Raw genomic sequence first — 15,240 nt, forward strand, 5'->3', positions numbered from 1 at the left:
GCCATTGCCGGAACACCCATGCGGCGTAGGCTGGCCGCTTCCCAGCCGGAGATTCCCATGACCGACGCCGCGTCCGACCGCCCCATCTTCATCGAGGCCGACCACGTATCCTGGACCGTGGCCGATGCCGACGCCGTCGCGCAGTGGTACAAGGATGTCTTCGGCGCCACCGAACTGTTCCGCATGGGCCCGCTCGACGCCGCCGATATCCCGGTCGGCGAGGACGGCCGCGACTGGATGGAAAGCCACGTCAATGTGCCGGGCGCCTGCCTGACGCTCATCATGCTCAAGCTGACGGCGAACCTCAACTTCCAGCTCGTCCAGTACGACAAGCCCGCCGATCGCTCCGCGACCCTGCCGCGCAATTGCGATGCGGGCGGCCACCACCTCGGCATCAAGGTGGACGATGTGGAGAAGGCCAAGGCTTACCTCGCCGCCCACGGCTGCACGCCGATGGAAACCATCGACATCACCGAGGGGCCGCTGGCGGGCAAGAAGAACCTCTATATCCTCGACCCCTGGGGCCACCAGCTCGAGATCGTCGACTGACCTTTCCTGACAGGAGCCTGCCATGACCAGCACCCGCATCAATCCCGAGACGCTCTATCCCAGCGTCCAGTACGGTTTCTCGCACGCCACGCTCGACGAGGCGACCGGCACCCTGCACCTCTCGGGCCAGGTGGCCTGGGACAAGGACTACAACGTGGTTGGCGGATCGGACGTGGGCCTTCAGGCGCGTCAGGCGCTGGCGAACATCAAGGACGTGCTGGCTTCGCAGGGCGTCGGCCCTGAAGCGGTGCTGCGCCTGCGTACCTTTATCGTGAACTACGACGTCTCGATGCTGGCCGCGATCGGGCCGGAATTGGGTGCGTTCTACGGTGATGTAGTGCCCGCCTCGAACACCGTGGTCGGTGTCTCGGCGCTGGCGATGCCCGAGTTCCTGATCGAGATAGAGGCCATCGCTACGGTGAAGTAAGCCGCACTCGTCGTCCCGGAGCAAGTCCGGGACGACGATCATCACGGCACGTTGTCCCGCAGCCGCATCCAGCCCGGCGCCTCGACACAGACCCCCGCGCCGACGGCGAGGTTGTCCGCCGCGAGCCACTGCACTGTCTCGTCCTGAGGCTTGCCTTCGGAGACCACGCGGATGCCGATGCGCGCCAGCGTGATGGCGTTGGCATTGGCGTGCAGGAACCGCCCGAGCCAGCCCCAGATACGGATGCCTTCGTGGAAGCGGCGGTCGTTGCCGGGGGCGAAGTCCAGTTCGTTCTCGTTCACCCGCACCTGCGCGGCATTGCCCACGTAGATGCCGTGACCGCCCCACAAGTACTCGACCGGCAGGCGCAGCGCCATGCGATTGGCGATGACGGCGACGCTGGCGAAGTCCCGGTGGTCCCCGGGGCCGTCGCCCTCGCGGGCCAGCGCGACGTGGACGCCTTCGAGGAAGGCGGCGATGTCGTTGCGGGCGATGCGGGTTGTCCGGCCTTGACCACCGGCGACGACGATCGCCTGTCCGCCGACCACGCCGAGACCTTTGCGCAGTCGCTCGAACCACGCCGCGACGGCGGGGAACTTGGCGCGCAGGTCGGGATCGGCGACGAAGCGGCGGGTCAGGTCAGCGATAGCGTCCCAGGTGCGCTCCTCGGTTTCGGCCGTGATCTCCTGCGCGAATTCGCGGGCGATGCGGATCCAGGTTTCCTGATCGATCTCGGATTCGAAGGCGACGCGCCATTGCCCGGCAGGAATGGTGATCAGGCCCTTGCCATCCGTGGCAGCGGGTTTCGGGGCCTCGGCCACGGTCATCTCGCCGCCGCGGATGAGGTCGCCGAGCAGTTCGGGCGATAGCTGGATGCCGGTCTGTCGCCCCATGACCTTGCGCACCCGGTCGGCAGGCGCGCGGAAGGCGGACGTGGCGGACGTGTCCGCCAGAGCCTTGTCGGTCAGGCGGCGCATATAGGCCTGCACCGCGTCGGTGCTGGCGGTGTCGGCGACGGCGGGCGGTTCGGCGGCGACCAGCTTGCGCCATTCGGGCGCCTCGACCATCGAGGCCATGCTCACCGCGTATGGTCCGACGAGGACTGCATTGCCCGGCACCGGCGTGCGCGTCTCGGCCGGGGCGAAGTCGCGGGCAAGGTGCCTTGCCAGCATCCCGTGGCGACGCGGATCGGCGGCGAGTTCCTCCAGCGTGAACCGCTCGGGCAAGGGAGAGACGCGCAGGCGGTTGCCCTCGATAACGGAGTCGATGGCGTCGGTGACCAGCACGCCGTCCTGCCCGAAGCCGCAGGTGAAGGCGCAATCCACGATCCGCACGAAGCTGACCGGAACGGGCTTGCCGTCGCGCTGCGTGCCGGACACGGTCACGCAGGTCCGCTCGTTTCCGCGCGCGGTGCCGCACGTGACGGTCAGGTCCTCGAGCGTCACGGTATCGACCCCGATGGCGGTGATCGCGCCCCGGCGGCGGGGCTTGTGGTCGAGGAGATCGGCGATCGCGGCGATGGTCAGCTCGCGCATCGAGAGGCTGGCGCAGTCGATGAACTCCAGTGCGCTCTCCCCCTCGCTGCACAGCACCTGGCTGGCCGCTCCGCCGCCGTGGATGACGACGTGGCCGAGGCCGGTCAGGATCACCGGCTCCCTGGTCTCGAACCGGCCCTGCCGGAAGCAGATGGTGACGTCCTCGCCCTTGGGCAGTTCGCTCAGGGTCTTCACCCAGTCGGTGCCGGGCGAGAGCGTGACTTCCACGCAGCCGCCGCCGACCCGATTGGCCAGTTCCTCGATTGCGCGCTGGACGGTGACGATCCCGGCGAGGCTGGGCGTGGCCGCCGGGTCGTAGGACACGCGCGCGGCGGTGGAGAGGCTGGCCCCGAAGGTGACGGCAAGGCCCACCCGCGCATCGGTGGAATCGATGAGTTCGGCGCGGACCTGCTGGGTCGCGGTAGCGGCGTCGAGTGCCCAGGCGACGGTCGCCTCGCCCTTGTCGTCGGTGAGGGCGATGACGCTGGAGAAGCCGCTCGCGGGCGGGATGAGGTTGAGCCCCCCGCTGCCCGACAGCACCGTGAAGCGCACGCGGGCATTCTGGACCGGCATGGTCCCGCGAAACACGCCGACACGCAGCAGGTCGGCGAGGGGACACAGGCGCGTCGGCTGGGTCGGATCGGGCAGCGCCTCTTGCCCGTCGCCGCCGAGTAGCGCCAACTGGCGCATCCGGGTGAGCGGCGGGAACAGAGGGCGGCAGTCGCCCACGATAGTCCACGCGCCGCCGGTGCAGTCGAGCACGGCGAGGCGGGCATAGGCATGTTCGATGCCTTGCGGTGACTGCTGTGCGGGGGCACCGCCGCTCTCGGGCCAGTCAATCCCGCTGCCGCTGCGGGCAGGGATCACCCACCAGTCGCCCGAGCGATAGGCGCCCCCCGCGAGGAAGGCGACCTCCAGCCCGCTTTCCAGCGGCAGGAAACCGTCGTTGGTGCCGGGCACGGTGATGGCAACGGCACCGGGCGAATCCCACGCGCGGACCTTGGGATTGCGACCGAAGGAGTTGATCGCGATCGGCCCGTCGGCAGTCGGCGCGTCGAGCCGGACGCGGTTGCCGGTCAGGCTGACGATGCGCACCAGCGTTCCGGGGCGGCCGGCAAGTTCGGCGTCGTCGTCGATCAGTTCGATCCACTGGCCGGGGCTCAGGCCGCTTACCGCGTCGCGGCCGGTCTCGGCGAGGGTCAGGGTATCGCCATTGCTTTCCAGCCAGCGCGTGGCGAAGGCAGCATTGTCGCGCGACCACTTGAAGGTCGCCCCTCCGCCTGCCGTGCCGGGCTTGTGGATCTCGACGCGGTAGAGGTGGTTTTCGAGCCGCTGATAGCCTGCGGTCTCGGGAAAGGCGCAAGGGTTGGTCTCGGCGTCGGCGGGCTTGCCGCGCGCGGCGATCGTGCCGTTCGGGCGCTGGATGAAGGAGGTCCACCCCGGCACTGCCGCGTCGCAGGTCACCGCGCCGTCGCCCGCATCGCCTGCTCGAAGGAAACCGACCTGCTCGACCACCTGCAGCCGCGTCGTGGTATCCACGCCCAGCGCTTCCTCGACGAGTTCATCGTCCTCGATCGCGGTGACGTGGCGGTGCCAGACGTCGACGAAGGCGATGTAGCGCCCGTCCGCCGGGCTGGCCGAGCGGCTGCCATCGGCCGCGATGAAGACCGGGGCTCCTGCAGGCAGGAAGGGCTGCGCGTCGTGAAGGAACTTGCCGGGGTTCACGCAGCGCACGCCATCGACGTAGAGCGTGCCCGCGCCGACCCCCAGCTTGCCTGCCGCCTCGACGGTGATCGCGAACCCGGCATCGCCCTGCGGCGCGCCGGATGGGCCGATCAGGTCTGCGGCGGTGCGCCTGTCGCGGTGGAGCTGGATCGCGCTGGCCTCGTTACTGTCGACGTCGAGCGCGACGCGGCCCTGTTGCAGCAGGACGGCCTCGTACTGGCGGGCGGGATCGAACCGCAGCCGGGAAAAATCGCCTTTCATTCGTCCTTCTCCTGCATGATCAGCTGGCCGGCAGCAGTCCGGCTTCGAGGCCGAGGCCCAGGTATTCGTCGAGCGCGATGGCAAGGTTGGCGCGGCGCTGCGGCTCCTCGAGGAAGCGCCAGACGCCCATCGGACCGCCGTTCGCCGCGCCTTGCGTCAGCGCGGGATCGCTGCCCCACGAGAGGCGCGCGAAACCTGCAGCGCCCGGCTCCAGCGTCTCGAAGGCGAGGCCCAGACGCGCGGCGATGGCGGCCTGATCTGCGGCCGCGCCGGCTTCGCGAATGGCGAGGTCGGGCTGGCAGCGGAACTGGCGCGGGCCAGTGGAGCCGGGAGGCACCAGCGAGTAGCGCAGGCATCCCACCTGCCGCCGCGTCGCCGCGAGCGTGCGGGCGAAGATGCAGTCGCTGGCGGTGATCGAACGCACCTGTGTCTGGCCGAGAACGGTCGCTCCTGCGAGTGCCGCGCGCGCTCCGGGCATCGTTAGAGCGCCGAGCACCACGCTTTCCGTCACGTCCAGCCCCGGCACCGTCGCGGGCGCGGAAAGAGCGGGCAGGACGCTGCGGCGCAGGGTCACGTTCAACCGGTCATGGTCCCCGGCGATGGTGAGGCCGTCCGCGCCGAGCACGGTGCTGTTGGACACGACCAGTTCGCCGAGGTTCGCGGACCCGTCCGCCGCCACCCTGAGCGCGCCGCCGACCAGCAGGCCGTCGATCACCAGCGCGCCGGGATCGAGCGCATCGGCCGGAGCGGTCCCGGTGACGGCAATGTCGCCGGTCACGCAGGCGCGCCGGTCGCGGGCGGTGAGGGAGCCGGGGCGAAGGTCGCTGCCGCCGCCCTCGCGCGGGGTTTCCGGCCAGTCGGCGCTAGCGAGGAGCAGCAGGCTGCCGCGGGGCAGGGCGATCGTGCGGGGGCCGGTCAGGTCCTCGTCGAAGCGGTCGTTGTCGAGCAGGACGATGGCGCCCACTGTCCCGGCAGGCTGGGCGTTCCACAAGGCCACGGCGTCGGCCACGCTGGCGAGCATGATTCCCGGAAGCGGAGCGCGGCGACGGCTGACGCCGACCTGCCAGGTGATCTCGCGCCCGCCGAGCAGCGTGGCGATTGCGGTGCTGCGATCGTAGGGGCCGCCGCCGAGGTCGCCCGGCGCCGCGAGGGCGTGGCTGACGTGGACGCCCGCAGGCTCCACGCCCTCGGGAAAGGCGATGCGGCCGCGCACCGGGTCGAAGGCGGCAGTGATGGCCCGGGTCACGGTGCTTCCCGTGGCATCAAGGTAGTCGAGCGTCGCAGGAGGTCGTCGCCATCCGCGCGCGTCGGCCACGTCATGCAGGTCCGCGCTGGCCAGTTCGGCGGAGGGCACCGCGACGAAGGCATCGCCCATGCTGGCTTGCACCCAGAGTTGGACCGGTGGGCGATCGTCGAACCACAGCGGCGTGGGCGTGCGTCCAGCCGCCATGTCGGCGCGCATGGCTTCCAGTTCGAGATACAGCCTGCGCCGGTCGAGTAGAGTGGGCAGGTCGGCCTCGCCCGCCGGAACGTCGGCAGCAAGCGGGCTTGGCGGGTTCCACAAGGGCAGTTCCCGCCCCGCAGGATCGCAAAGGAAGCGCCCCGGTCCGGCAGGCGCGGCTTCCACGGCGGCAAGCGGGTAGACCTGCTGGCGCCACGCGAAGATGCCGATGTTCGGCACGTTGTAGCGGCCCCGCCCGCGCGCGATGGGGCGGATGTCGAGCGTGTGCGGCAGCGCGTCGAAGGCGGTGTCGTGGCGGCGCATCCGCTCCGGTTCGCGCACTGCGGCGGTAGCGGGCGCGTCGAGGCGCAAGTGGCGCAGCGCCTGCGTGGTGGCGAGGCGGCGGAACATCTCGGCCGGCACGGCGGGCCAGCCCGTCGTCGCGCGGGTCAGGGTGCCGATGATCCCCAGCGTGCCCTTGCGCCGCCGCAGGCCGACGGTCTGCGCCACCCATGCACGCTCGGAGAAGTTCTCGGTCGGGGTCAGCGCCCGCACGGCGAGGAGGTCGGCGATGTAGGGCACCGCCCATTCGGGGCAGGTCTCGATGAACCAGCTCTCGCTCAGTTCCTCGATGGCGCGGGCGACGCGGTCGGCCTCCCCGCCCATGATGTCGAACAGCGCGGTGACTGCTCCCCCGGCATTGAGGTCGGCCTCGCGCAGATAGGCGGGCAAGGCGGCGTATAGGCGATCTGCATCCATGCGCATCATTGCACCTGCGTCAGCTGGAGGGCGGCGGGATCGATCGTCAGCAGTTCCGCGCCCTGCCACCCGTTGCCGAGGCGCGCGGCGATGGCCGCGGGAAGGACGGGGGCAACCGAGGCGGACTGGTCCTGCCGGTGGAAGCGGGTGAACCGCGCGGCGGCCACGCCGTCGACCGCGTGCAGCACGGCGGAGACTTCGGCGAGGCTGGCGGGATGGGCGAAGGCGCGCGCCGCAAACCCGAAGGCGGTCAGCAGCGCCTCGCGCGCGGCGGCCATGACCACGGCGGCGACCGCGTCGGCGGCAAGTACCAGCCCGGCGTGCAGGACAAATCGGCGCGATCGATAGGGGGCGAGCGCGATCGGCAGGCCGTGGCGTTGCCCGGCATAGTCCCCGCCGCTGCGCACGGCGGCGATCGACTGCTCCAGGTTGTCGAACAGGGCGTCGCCGGGCAGGGGGGCGCCGCCGCGCGTGTCGGCGATTGTCAGGACGACGGCGCGCAGCGTCCGGTCGCGTACAAGGGTGGCGTCGGCCTTGCCGATCCCGGCGAACGTGCGCGCATAGTCCGCCGCGTCGGCGAGGCTGACTATGCGGGCCATCGTGCGCACGGTGCTCGGCGCATTGGCGCGTGCGGTGGCGAGGGTCTCGGGGTCTTCGGCGCCCGATGCAGGGAGCGGGTTGATCACGCCCGAGAGTCCGGCGGGCCGCTGCAGCGGCTGGCTCAGCTGCCCGGCCCTGAGCATCCCGACAAGGCCGGTGCCGATGCGGTAGCGGGCGATCAGGTTGCCCTTGCCGCTCGGCGGGCGCGCGCCGGTCACGCCGTCGCCGAACTGGATGGTGACGGTGCCGTCGTCGGCGGTGCGGGTGGTGAACACCCGGTCGCGCGGGCCCTTGCCGACGAAGTCCGCGACTTCGCGCCAGCGGGCGGGTCCGATGCGCAGTTCCAGCGTGCTCGCGCGGCCGAGCGGCGTGGGGGCCGATACCCAGGTCAGCGGCTTGCCGGGCAGCGCCACGGCCTGGAAAGCGAGCGTTGCATCGCCGTTGCCGATGGCGTCCTCGCGCGTTTCGCCGTGGCTGGCGGCGACGACGTTGGCGTTGATCCGCAGGCTGCGCGGCGTGAGCGGCGGGTCGATCTCGGCGGTAAAGGTCAGGCGGGTGGCGTCCCGCGCCGGGGGAGCGAGTTGCGGCGCGTCGCCGCCCGCCGCGACCGTGCCGATCTGGGCGATGGTGAGGATGCGCGCGGCCGCCGCGCCGCTCGCGGCCTCGGAGCCGGTCAGGGCGACGCGCTGGCCGACCGAAAGCCCGGTAACGTGGCGGCTTAGCGTCACGCTCTTGCCGCTGACGGTTTCGGTCACCGGCGTCATCGCCCAGCCGAGCAATTCGCTGACGCCGTGCACGGTGGTCGAGCGCGGCGAGAAGGCCGTCATCGCAGGGCCGCTCAGCTTCAGGCGGGTGACCTTGCCGGACATGCCGAAATCGCTGACGCTGATCTCGCTGGCTTCGGTGACCTTGTAGGTCTCCATAGTCGTCCCGGCGCGCAGCACGACCCAGCTTCCCGCCACGAAGCGTTCGTAGACCTGGTCGAGATCGACATAGTCGCGGGTGGCGGGGAACGGCGCATCGGCCCAGCTGGAACGCCTGCGCGCATAAAGGCCGGGCGCGAGCTTGCGGGTGGTGTCGAACTCGATGATCTCGCTGATGTCGTCCAGGATGCCGCCGTAGCCGATCGCGCTTACGGCGGTGTCGCCGATGCCGCCCACGATGGCCCGCTTGATCGCCTTAGCCTCCAGCGCGGCTGTGGCGATCGGCAGGAATTCGCCGACGCGCAGGGCGAGGGGCAACGACTCCCACGCGGGCGCATTGTGCCCGAACAGGCTGGCGCGCTGGCGCAGAGCGAAGACGCGGGGCGCCAGCTGCGGAATGGCAGCGGCGGTGCCGAGCGGTGCTTCGAGGACGACTTCGCTGCGCGCCGGGATCTGGTCGGCGGTGTCGGGAGGCACATCGGTCACGCCTGCGACGCGGCGGGCCTGCCAGCGGGGGCTGGTGGTCGCGGTGTCCCGCTCGGAGCCGACGATTAGCACCATGTCGCCGGTGCGCAGCTGCGTGGGCGGCTGCAGCATGAGCCTGTCGTCCCCCGCCTTCGGGGCGACGTAGCGGACGCTTTCGGCGCGCAGGTCCTGCCAGTCCGGGCGGGCGTCCATGGCGGCGTCGGTTTCGAAGATCTGGGGCTTCTCGTCGGGACCGGGGATGCTCATTACCCCTGATCCAGCGGGCAGCGAGACGACCTCCGGCGAACCGGGAATGGTGTCGCAGGTCACCGCCAGCCAGGCCGAGGCGGAGACGCCGGGTGCGGGCGCATAGCCGATCAGCCGCGCCAGTTCGAGCACCGAACGCCGCTCGGTGGCGGGGCGCAGGAAACCTTCGTTGCCGATGCGCTCGTTGTAGAATGCGAGGATGTCGAGCGCAGTGGCCCAGCCGTCGAGCAGGGCGATGGCCGGGTCGGCGGGGTCGCGCGTGGTCAGCCGGGCGAGCGCCGGGGCCTTGTGCAGCCGGTCCAGCATCGCGCCGTTGAAGCTTGCGTGCGTGGCCAGTCGCCACGGGATCATGGCGAGGTTCGCAGCGGGCGTGTCCGGCTGCGTGTCTGCGCCACCGAAGCAGGCGCATTCGGGGTCAGTGGTCATCGTCCGCCCTCCATGTCGAAGCGGATGCGGCCCCGGTCGGGATGGTCGGGGTCGTTGTCGAGCCGCAGCAGTTCCGGGCCAGTCGGTGCGATCACGCCGTCGGCGACCGGGTCTATCGGCGGCGCCCCGGCGCGGCCGAAGCGCGTCAGCATCGCCGATCGCACGCCTTCCACGCCTACGGCAGCGGCGAGGATCGCGCTGGCGTGCACCGGGTCGCCGAAGCTGCGGCGGTCGGGATGGAAGAACCCCGGCGTCCCGTCCGGCGCGGTGGCCGCGCTGAAAGTGCGCTCCAGCCGCTGCCGCACATCGGCGAGGATCGCGTCGGGATCGACGCAGACGTGCATCACGATGTCGAGCGGCACGTGGACCGGGTCGGCGACTTCGAGGTCGAAACCGGCCATGCGCTTCGCTTCCAGATGGGCGAAGAGGTCTGCGGCGAAGTCCGGGTCGTCCGTCGCGGACAAGCCGCCGATGCGGTCGACGATGAGGAACACGGTGTACCAGCTTCCCGTCCAGCGAATGCGCGCCTGTGCGCGCTGGACGCCGGGCAGTTCCTCCAGTGCGGCTGCATAGTCGGCCTCGGTCACCGCGCGGTCCTGCCGGGCGACGCGGGCGGGGGCGAAGCGGCGGATGTGCGCGGCATCCTCCCGGTCGCGGCCGCCCTGCGCCGGGAGCGGGTTGGTGACGGCGACGATACCTTCGTGCGGCGGCAGGGCGACGTGGCGCAGCACGTCGCGCCCGACGTTTACGGCCGCGCCGCCGCCCAGACGGTAGGCGACGGAGAAGCGTGTGCCCAAGGCAGGCCGCACGCCCAGCCGGTCGTCGCCGAAGCGCAAGCTCACGGTGCCGCCGTGCTCGACTTCGGCGACGGCGGCGCGGGCGAAGCGGTCGGCGCCGAGCAGGTCGGGCAGGATGTCCCACGCCTGCGCTCCGTCGGTCAGCCGGATCGCGGCATGGGTGGGCGCTTGGGCGGGCGGGGCAAGGAAGCCGGAGACCGGCCCCGATGCGGCGAAGTCCGGTGCGAAGACGACGCCGGCATGCGCCAGTTGCGGACGATAGGGCCGGTCCGTGTCCCGGGCGGTGTCGGGCAGGAGCGTGGCCTGCGGTTCCCAATGCCCGGCATCGGCAGGGGCGAGGTTCGCCATGGCGAGGGCGCAGGGACGCACTTCACCGGCAAGGCTCAGGCTGTCGAGAGGCAGCGCGAAGGGCAGGGCGTCCTCCTCGTCCCACGCGACGTCGCAGACCGGGGTGCCGTCCACCGGATCGACGGCGTGGCGCACGGCGGTCAGCCGCACCGCATGGCGCAGGCGCGGGTCGGCGTCAGTGGCCGCGCCGGTCTCTGGATCGGCGCTCTGGAGCAGCATCAACAGGTCGCCGGGGGCAAGGTTCAGCCGGGGCTCGTCCACCAGAGTGACGCCGAGCGCGCCGGGCGGCAGGCAGCAGGCCGCATCGGACCAGGTGTGGATGGGGATCGCGTCGTGGGCGGACCACAAGGTCACGTCGGCCATCGTCTCGAAGATCGCCGCGCCCGAGCGTAGCGCCGCGTCGCGCTGCGCGGCGGTCTTCAGCACCGCCTCGCGCCCGGGCTGCATCCCGGCGACGAGCTGACCGGCGGGCAGCACCCGGCCGTCCATCGCCGATCCCGCCGCGACGCCGAAGTGGACGAGCGTGCGGGCATTGGCGCCTTCGTCCACGCGGTAGTCGACCAGCCGCGCGTGGCGGCGCAGGGATATGCGGCTGCGCGCGGTGCCGAGGTAGGCCTCGGTGCCCGCCGCGTCCTGCGCGTAGCTGAGCCGGTCTGCGTGGTACGCCAGCGTCTCCACCAGTGCGAGGTAGGGATCGGCCGCGCCCCGGTCGCGCCAGCCGGGCATCAGCACCGCCAGCCTGTCGAGCATGACGCGGCGGAAGCTGGCGTAGTCCTTCGCGAGATAGTCGATGCGCGGTTCCTCGGCCACGACCGGGGGGCAGCGGTGCACGGGGGCGCAGTCGAATTCGCTGGGGCAACCGGCCTTGAACAGGAAGTCGATGGCGGCAAGGCGCGGGTCGAAACGCTGCGGTGGTTCCTCCTCCCCGCTCGCGCTGACGAGGTGCAGGACGTAAGTGGAGAAATCCCCGGCGGCATTGACGCGCAGGCGTATCCGGTTGCCGTCGGTTTCGATCAGTTCCTCCACGCCGATCCCGGTCACGCGGTCGCCGCCGGTCACGCTGAAGTTGGCCGCGACCAGCGGCGGCGAAGCGGGAACGCCATCGGTCTCGCCGGGCAGCGCATGGACGAAGAACACGTCGATCAGGGTCTGATCCGGGGAGGCGATCTCCAGATAGTCGAAGCCGTTGATGGCGTCGGGCTGCGGGTCGCCCAGGGTATCGCGCACCGCCGCCACGCGGCGCGCCTCGCGGCAGAGGTAGCGGGCGGTCATGGCAGCGGCCTTTCGATCGTCGCCAGCTTCGTTTCGCCGCTGGCGCGCAGGACGTAGGCGACGCGGATGCGCAAGGTGGCCTCCTCGATGGTCACTTCCACCTGCCCGACCTCGATCAGATCGCCGAGCCACTGGCCGAGCGCGCCCTGCAGGCCGAGTTCGACGGCCACGGCGATCGAGGGATCGTTGCCGCCGAACAGGATCTGCCGCAGGCCGCTGCCGAAGTCGGGCCGCATCACCCGCTCTCCGGGAGAGGTCAGCAGGAGCTGGCCGATCAGCATCCGCACATAGCCCTCGGCGTCCATGGCGGCGGTGCGACCACCGGAATCGAAGGCGAGGGGGAAGGCGATGTGCGGCGCCTGCGAGGTGGCTGGCTGGGTCATTGCGCGATCACTCTCGTCTGCACGGTGGTGACAGTGGGCGGGCCTTGCGGGATCTGCTCGGCGCTCTTGCACAGGCCCGGCGAGGTGGAGAGGATCAGCGGCTGCCCTCCGGCGGTGACGCGGGTGGCGGGCACCAGCCACTGCACGGTGACGCAGGGCTGGGGCTTGGTGCCCGCGCCTACCGGGACCTGGAACGGGCAGGCGGCGATCGTCGCCATGTCGGCCGTGGTCGCGGCGGGCATCCCGCCCAGCATGACGCGCGGCGACCCGGGGGCGATGCTCATCTGCCCGGAGTGGGGGCACATGCCGAGCGCGCCGACGTGGAGGATCGGGCCGGGCATCAGGTCACCACCAGCGCGCCCTGGTTCACGGTCACGGTTGGCCCCGTGAGCATGATCGTCGCGCCCTTGCCGTTGGTGATGGTGATGCCGACGTCGTTGATCGCGATCATCGCGCCGGTCATGGTTTTGAGCAGGAAGCCCCCGGTCGGCCCGGGGGTGTCGCTGATCATCAGCGTGTTCTGCCCGGCGGTCTGGATCACGAAGTTCGACAGGCCGGGCGTGCCCGCCATCGCCAGCGGCGGGACTTCGCTGGTGCTGTGGTAGTAGCACCCGGTCCAGATCGGGTAATTCAGGTTGCCCTGTTCGAACTCCACCCACACGCCCGCGCCGATCTGCGGCAGCCAGTGCATGCCCATCTGCTTGCCGGTGGCGGGAAAGCACGGTTCCGCCCATGTCGAGGGGGCGAGGCCGGGACCGTCGGGAACCTGCACCATCAGGCGGCCAGTCTGCATCGGGTCGATGTTGTTGATCACCGTGCCTCGGTACTTTCCGTAATAGCGGCGGGTCTCGGTCATGCGGCCACCTCCTGCGTCCATGAGCCGTGCGCATTGCGTGTCAGCTGGAAGTTCTGGCGGAGTTCCCCACGCTTGATCGAGGTCGTCACCGACTTGACGAGGTAGACGCCGTCGTGATGCGGCCCGGCCCCGCGCACCGGCACCAGCCGCCCGGGCACCAGCACCCGGCCGTAGCGCGCGACGTCGAGCGTGCCCGAGGCACCGACCACGCGGCTGCCCTGCGCGGCTTCTCCCAGCCCGCGCATGACCAGTTCGGGGACGTCGAGCCGTGCCTGCGTCTCCCGGTCCGAATTGCGGCCGAGGTCGGCGAGCTTGGAGAAACGGGCATAAGGTATCCAGCCCGGCCCCATCGGCGGGCTCAGGACCTCTCCGGGAATGGGGATCGGGATGGTGAGGCCGGTGCCGCGCACTTCCTGGCTGAGCAGGTAGGGCAGCAGCTTCTGGGTACCGTCGAAGGTGAAGTTCAGCGACTGCACGTTGGATGCCTGATCCATGTTCACCGTCAGCGCGGGCTGCATCGAGAAGCCCTGGCTGTTGAAGTTGCCGCCCGGCGTCAGGCCGCCGAGGTCCGGCCCCCAGTAGGCGGTCGTCACGCCTTCCTCCTCGGTTGGCTCGACCATGAAGACGTAGCCGCAATCGCGGGCGAGACGGTTGACGTGGCCGTAGTCGGTGCCTTGCTGGACGTGCCAGCCGTTTACCGGATTGGGGATCGTCCAGCTCGGCGGAGGAAGGATCGCGGCGATCACCCCCAGCGGCGTCCACCGGGCCAGGATGAAAGCGACCTGGCCCATTGGCGGCATGCCCGGCATCGGCAGGCCGGTGACGTCGTACTGGTCCATCAGTTGCGTCACGTCGCCGCCGGTGACGCTGAGGGTGGCCTTGCCGCTCTCGTTCGACTGCGCGACGTCGTAGCGGGCCACGAACCCGTCGAGCAGCACCGTGCGCAGGCCGTCGATGGTCAGCGAGAAGATGAACCGCTTGCCCGGCGTGAACATGCCACCGGGGAGCATCTCGGTCTCCACCGCGCCGCCTTTGGCGAGGTTCAGCTTCATCTGGAAACCGCCGCGCGGGGACTGGCGGGTCACCTGCAGTTCGGTGATCGCGTCGATCAGCGCGGGCGGCACCGGGTCATGGGTGATGAACCCGGTCCGGATCGAGAGCTGCGCGCCCCTAAGCATCGCCCTGCGCCTGATGCGTGGGGCCGGGCAAGGGCACCATGACCCGCGAGCCGGGCGTCGCGGCGAGCGCGTCGATGTCGGACAGCCCGGCCGCGTCGGCGAGGCGCCAGTCCAGTTCCGCCCGGCCGTAGGCCCGCGCCGCTACGAGGTCGGCGCGGTCGCTCACTCCGATTTCGGCGACCCCGGCGGGGGAGAACGCCTCGGGCGGCGGGATCAGCCGCCGGGTGACGTAGGCCGCGTCACTGCCGTCTGGCAGCGTGACGGTGGCGAGCGGCAGGCCTTGATAGCGGCTGGTCGCGCCGAATGCGGGCTCGGCGCCGGGGGTAAGGCCGGGCAGGACGGGAAGCTGCGACGTGCTCATTGCAGCGCCTCCAGCCCCAGATCGGACAAGGCCCGTCCGCCGAAGCGCCCGGCGAGGCTCTCCTTGCGCCCCTGATAAGCAAGGTAGAGCGAGGCAGGCCAGCTGGTGAAGCCGAGGTCGTTGGCATTGAGCACCCGCAGCGACAGCTTCACTTTCGCGCGGATCGGATTGAGCGCGGTGTCGAAGGCGTCCTCGGTCACGCTCATGTCGGTCAGGCGCACCGGCATCACCCGCGAACGGCCCCAGACGAAGACGGTCAGCGGTTCCGGCGCGGGCAGCACCTCGATCGCACCGCGCGCCGCCTGTGCGTGGGCCGCGCGCATCGCCGCGAGGCCGGGGTAGAGCATCCGTTCGAGGATCGCGAGCTGCGGCCAGAGGCCGAGCGTGGCGGCATCGTCGGTCGGCTCGGCATTTTCCAGCGCATCGGTGGCGTCGAGTTCGGCTTCCAGCGAGATCGTCTCGGTCGGCGGGCCGGTGAGGCGGGTCGCCTCCTCCGCCGGGGCGCCATCGGTCGCGCCGCGCGGCTGCAGGGTGCGGGAGAGGGTGTCGGGGTTGTACTGCAGCGGCACGACCTCGATCAGCACGCCGGTCTGCGCCTCGACGCGCACGAGACCGGCCTTGAGCAGACGGGGGGTGAGGGGGGAACTGGCCATCGTCGCGCCTTTTG

12 protein-coding genes are annotated in these 15,240 nt (G+C 70.8%); 2 read left to right on the forward strand and 10 right to left on the reverse strand.

Annotated features, from left to right (window positions below):
* Window positions 1-549, forward strand: a 549-nt coding sequence (locus ACYPYD_RS15330) for a VOC family protein (RefSeq protein ID WP_459664024.1), incomplete at its 5' end; no start/stop codon positions are given.
* Between the two features lie 22 nt (window positions 550-571).
* Entirely contained in the window at window positions 572-976 is a 405-nt protein-coding gene (locus ACYPYD_RS15335; RefSeq protein WP_008831705.1) for a RidA family protein, read from the forward strand.
* A gap of 41 nt (window positions 977-1,017) precedes the next feature.
* Here the strand turns inward: ACYPYD_RS15335 and ACYPYD_RS15340 are convergent, their stop codons facing one another.
* From ACYPYD_RS15340 to ACYPYD_RS15385, 10 genes are read right to left on the reverse strand one after another with little or no spacing between them, the layout of a single operon-like run.
* Complete coding sequence (locus tag ACYPYD_RS15340) at window positions 1,018-4,497, reverse strand: DUF6519 domain-containing protein (RefSeq protein WP_459664026.1); 3,480 nt, start codon at window positions 4,495-4,497, stop codon at window positions 1,018-1,020.
* A 19-nt stretch (window positions 4,498-4,516) separates the two neighbouring features.
* Window positions 4,517-6,697, reverse strand: a complete 2,181-nt coding sequence (locus tag ACYPYD_RS15345) for a hypothetical protein (RefSeq protein ID WP_459664029.1) — start codon at window positions 6,695-6,697, stop codon at window positions 4,517-4,519.
* A gap of 5 nt (window positions 6,698-6,702) precedes the next feature.
* On the reverse strand, window positions 6,703-9,378 hold the full coding sequence (locus tag ACYPYD_RS15350; RefSeq protein ID WP_459664031.1) for a baseplate J/gp47 family protein: 2,676 nt from the start codon (window positions 9,376-9,378) through the stop codon (window positions 6,703-6,705).
* The gene (locus ACYPYD_RS15355) at window positions 9,375-11,795 is read right to left on the reverse strand and encodes a baseplate J/gp47 family protein (protein WP_211150826.1); all 2,421 of its coding nucleotides are present in this window, start codon (window positions 11,793-11,795) and stop codon (window positions 9,375-9,377) included. The genes ACYPYD_RS15350 and ACYPYD_RS15355 overlap by 4 nt, the downstream gene beginning before the upstream one ends.
* Window positions 11,792-12,178 (reverse strand): GPW/gp25 family protein, encoded by a 387-nt coding sequence (locus ACYPYD_RS15360; RefSeq protein WP_008831700.1) that lies wholly within the window; start codon window positions 12,176-12,178, stop codon window positions 11,792-11,794. Before ACYPYD_RS15360 ends, ACYPYD_RS15355 begins: the two co-directional genes overlap by 4 nt.
* Window positions 12,175-12,519 (reverse strand): PAAR domain-containing protein, encoded by a 345-nt coding sequence (locus ACYPYD_RS15365; protein ID WP_459664032.1) that lies wholly within the window; start codon window positions 12,517-12,519, stop codon window positions 12,175-12,177. Before ACYPYD_RS15365 ends, ACYPYD_RS15360 begins: the two co-directional genes overlap by 4 nt.
* Window positions 12,519-13,034 (reverse strand): phage baseplate assembly protein V, encoded by a 516-nt coding sequence (locus tag ACYPYD_RS15370; protein ID WP_008831698.1) that lies wholly within the window; start codon window positions 13,032-13,034, stop codon window positions 12,519-12,521. The genes ACYPYD_RS15365 and ACYPYD_RS15370 overlap by 1 nt, the downstream gene beginning before the upstream one ends.
* A complete protein-coding gene (locus ACYPYD_RS15375; RefSeq protein WP_459664034.1) occupies window positions 13,031-14,212 on the reverse strand; it encodes a hypothetical protein in 1,182 nt (393 codons plus the stop codon). Before ACYPYD_RS15375 ends, ACYPYD_RS15370 begins: the two co-directional genes overlap by 4 nt.
* Window positions 14,205-14,573, reverse strand: a complete 369-nt coding sequence (locus ACYPYD_RS15380) for a hypothetical protein (protein ID WP_211150823.1) — start codon at window positions 14,571-14,573, stop codon at window positions 14,205-14,207. The genes ACYPYD_RS15375 and ACYPYD_RS15380 overlap by 8 nt, the downstream gene beginning before the upstream one ends.
* Window positions 14,570-15,226, reverse strand: a complete 657-nt coding sequence (locus tag ACYPYD_RS15385) for a hypothetical protein (RefSeq protein WP_008831695.1) — start codon at window positions 15,224-15,226, stop codon at window positions 14,570-14,572. Before ACYPYD_RS15385 ends, ACYPYD_RS15380 begins: the two co-directional genes overlap by 4 nt.
* Between the last annotated feature and the right edge of the window lie 14 nt (window positions 15,227-15,240).

The organism is Novosphingobium sp. 11B (assembly GCF_054589055.1).

What these genes read in the sequence shown, in the direction of transcription:
- ACYPYD_RS15360 (WP_008831700.1), bottom strand. Translation starts at nt 12,178, where the DNA reads ATGACCCAGCCAGCCACCTCGCAGGCGCCGCACATCGCCTTCCCCCTC.
- ACYPYD_RS15375 (WP_459664034.1), bottom strand. Translation starts at nt 14,212, where the DNA reads ATGCTTAGGGGCGCGCAGCTCTCGATCCGGACCGGGTTCATCACCCAT.
- ACYPYD_RS15365 (WP_459664032.1), bottom strand. Translation starts at nt 12,519, where the DNA reads ATGCCCGGCCCGATCCTCCACGTCGGCGCGCTCGGCATGTGCCCCCAC.
- ACYPYD_RS15370 (WP_008831698.1), bottom strand. Translation starts at nt 13,034, where the DNA reads ATGACCGAGACCCGCCGCTATTACGGAAAGTACCGAGGCACGGTGATC.
- ACYPYD_RS15380 (WP_211150823.1), bottom strand. Translation starts at nt 14,573, where the DNA reads ATGAGCACGTCGCAGCTTCCCGTCCTGCCCGGCCTTACCCCCGGCGCC.
- ACYPYD_RS15385 (WP_008831695.1), bottom strand. Translation starts at nt 15,226, where the DNA reads ATGGCCAGTTCCCCCCTCACCCCCCGTCTGCTCAAGGCCGGTCTCGTG.
- ACYPYD_RS15335 (WP_008831705.1), top strand. Translation starts at nt 572, where the DNA reads ATGACCAGCACCCGCATCAATCCCGAGACGCTCTATCCCAGCGTCCAG.
- ACYPYD_RS15345 (WP_459664029.1), bottom strand. Translation starts at nt 6,697, where the DNA reads ATGGATGCAGATCGCCTATACGCCGCCTTGCCCGCCTATCTGCGCGAG.
- ACYPYD_RS15340 (WP_459664026.1), bottom strand. Translation starts at nt 4,497, where the DNA reads ATGAAAGGCGATTTTTCCCGGCTGCGGTTCGATCCCGCCCGCCAGTAC.
- ACYPYD_RS15355 (WP_211150826.1), bottom strand. Translation starts at nt 11,795, where the DNA reads ATGACCGCCCGCTACCTCTGCCGCGAGGCGCGCCGCGTGGCGGCGGTG.
- ACYPYD_RS15350 (WP_459664031.1), bottom strand. Translation starts at nt 9,378, where the DNA reads ATGACCACTGACCCCGAATGCGCCTGCTTCGGTGGCGCAGACACGCAG.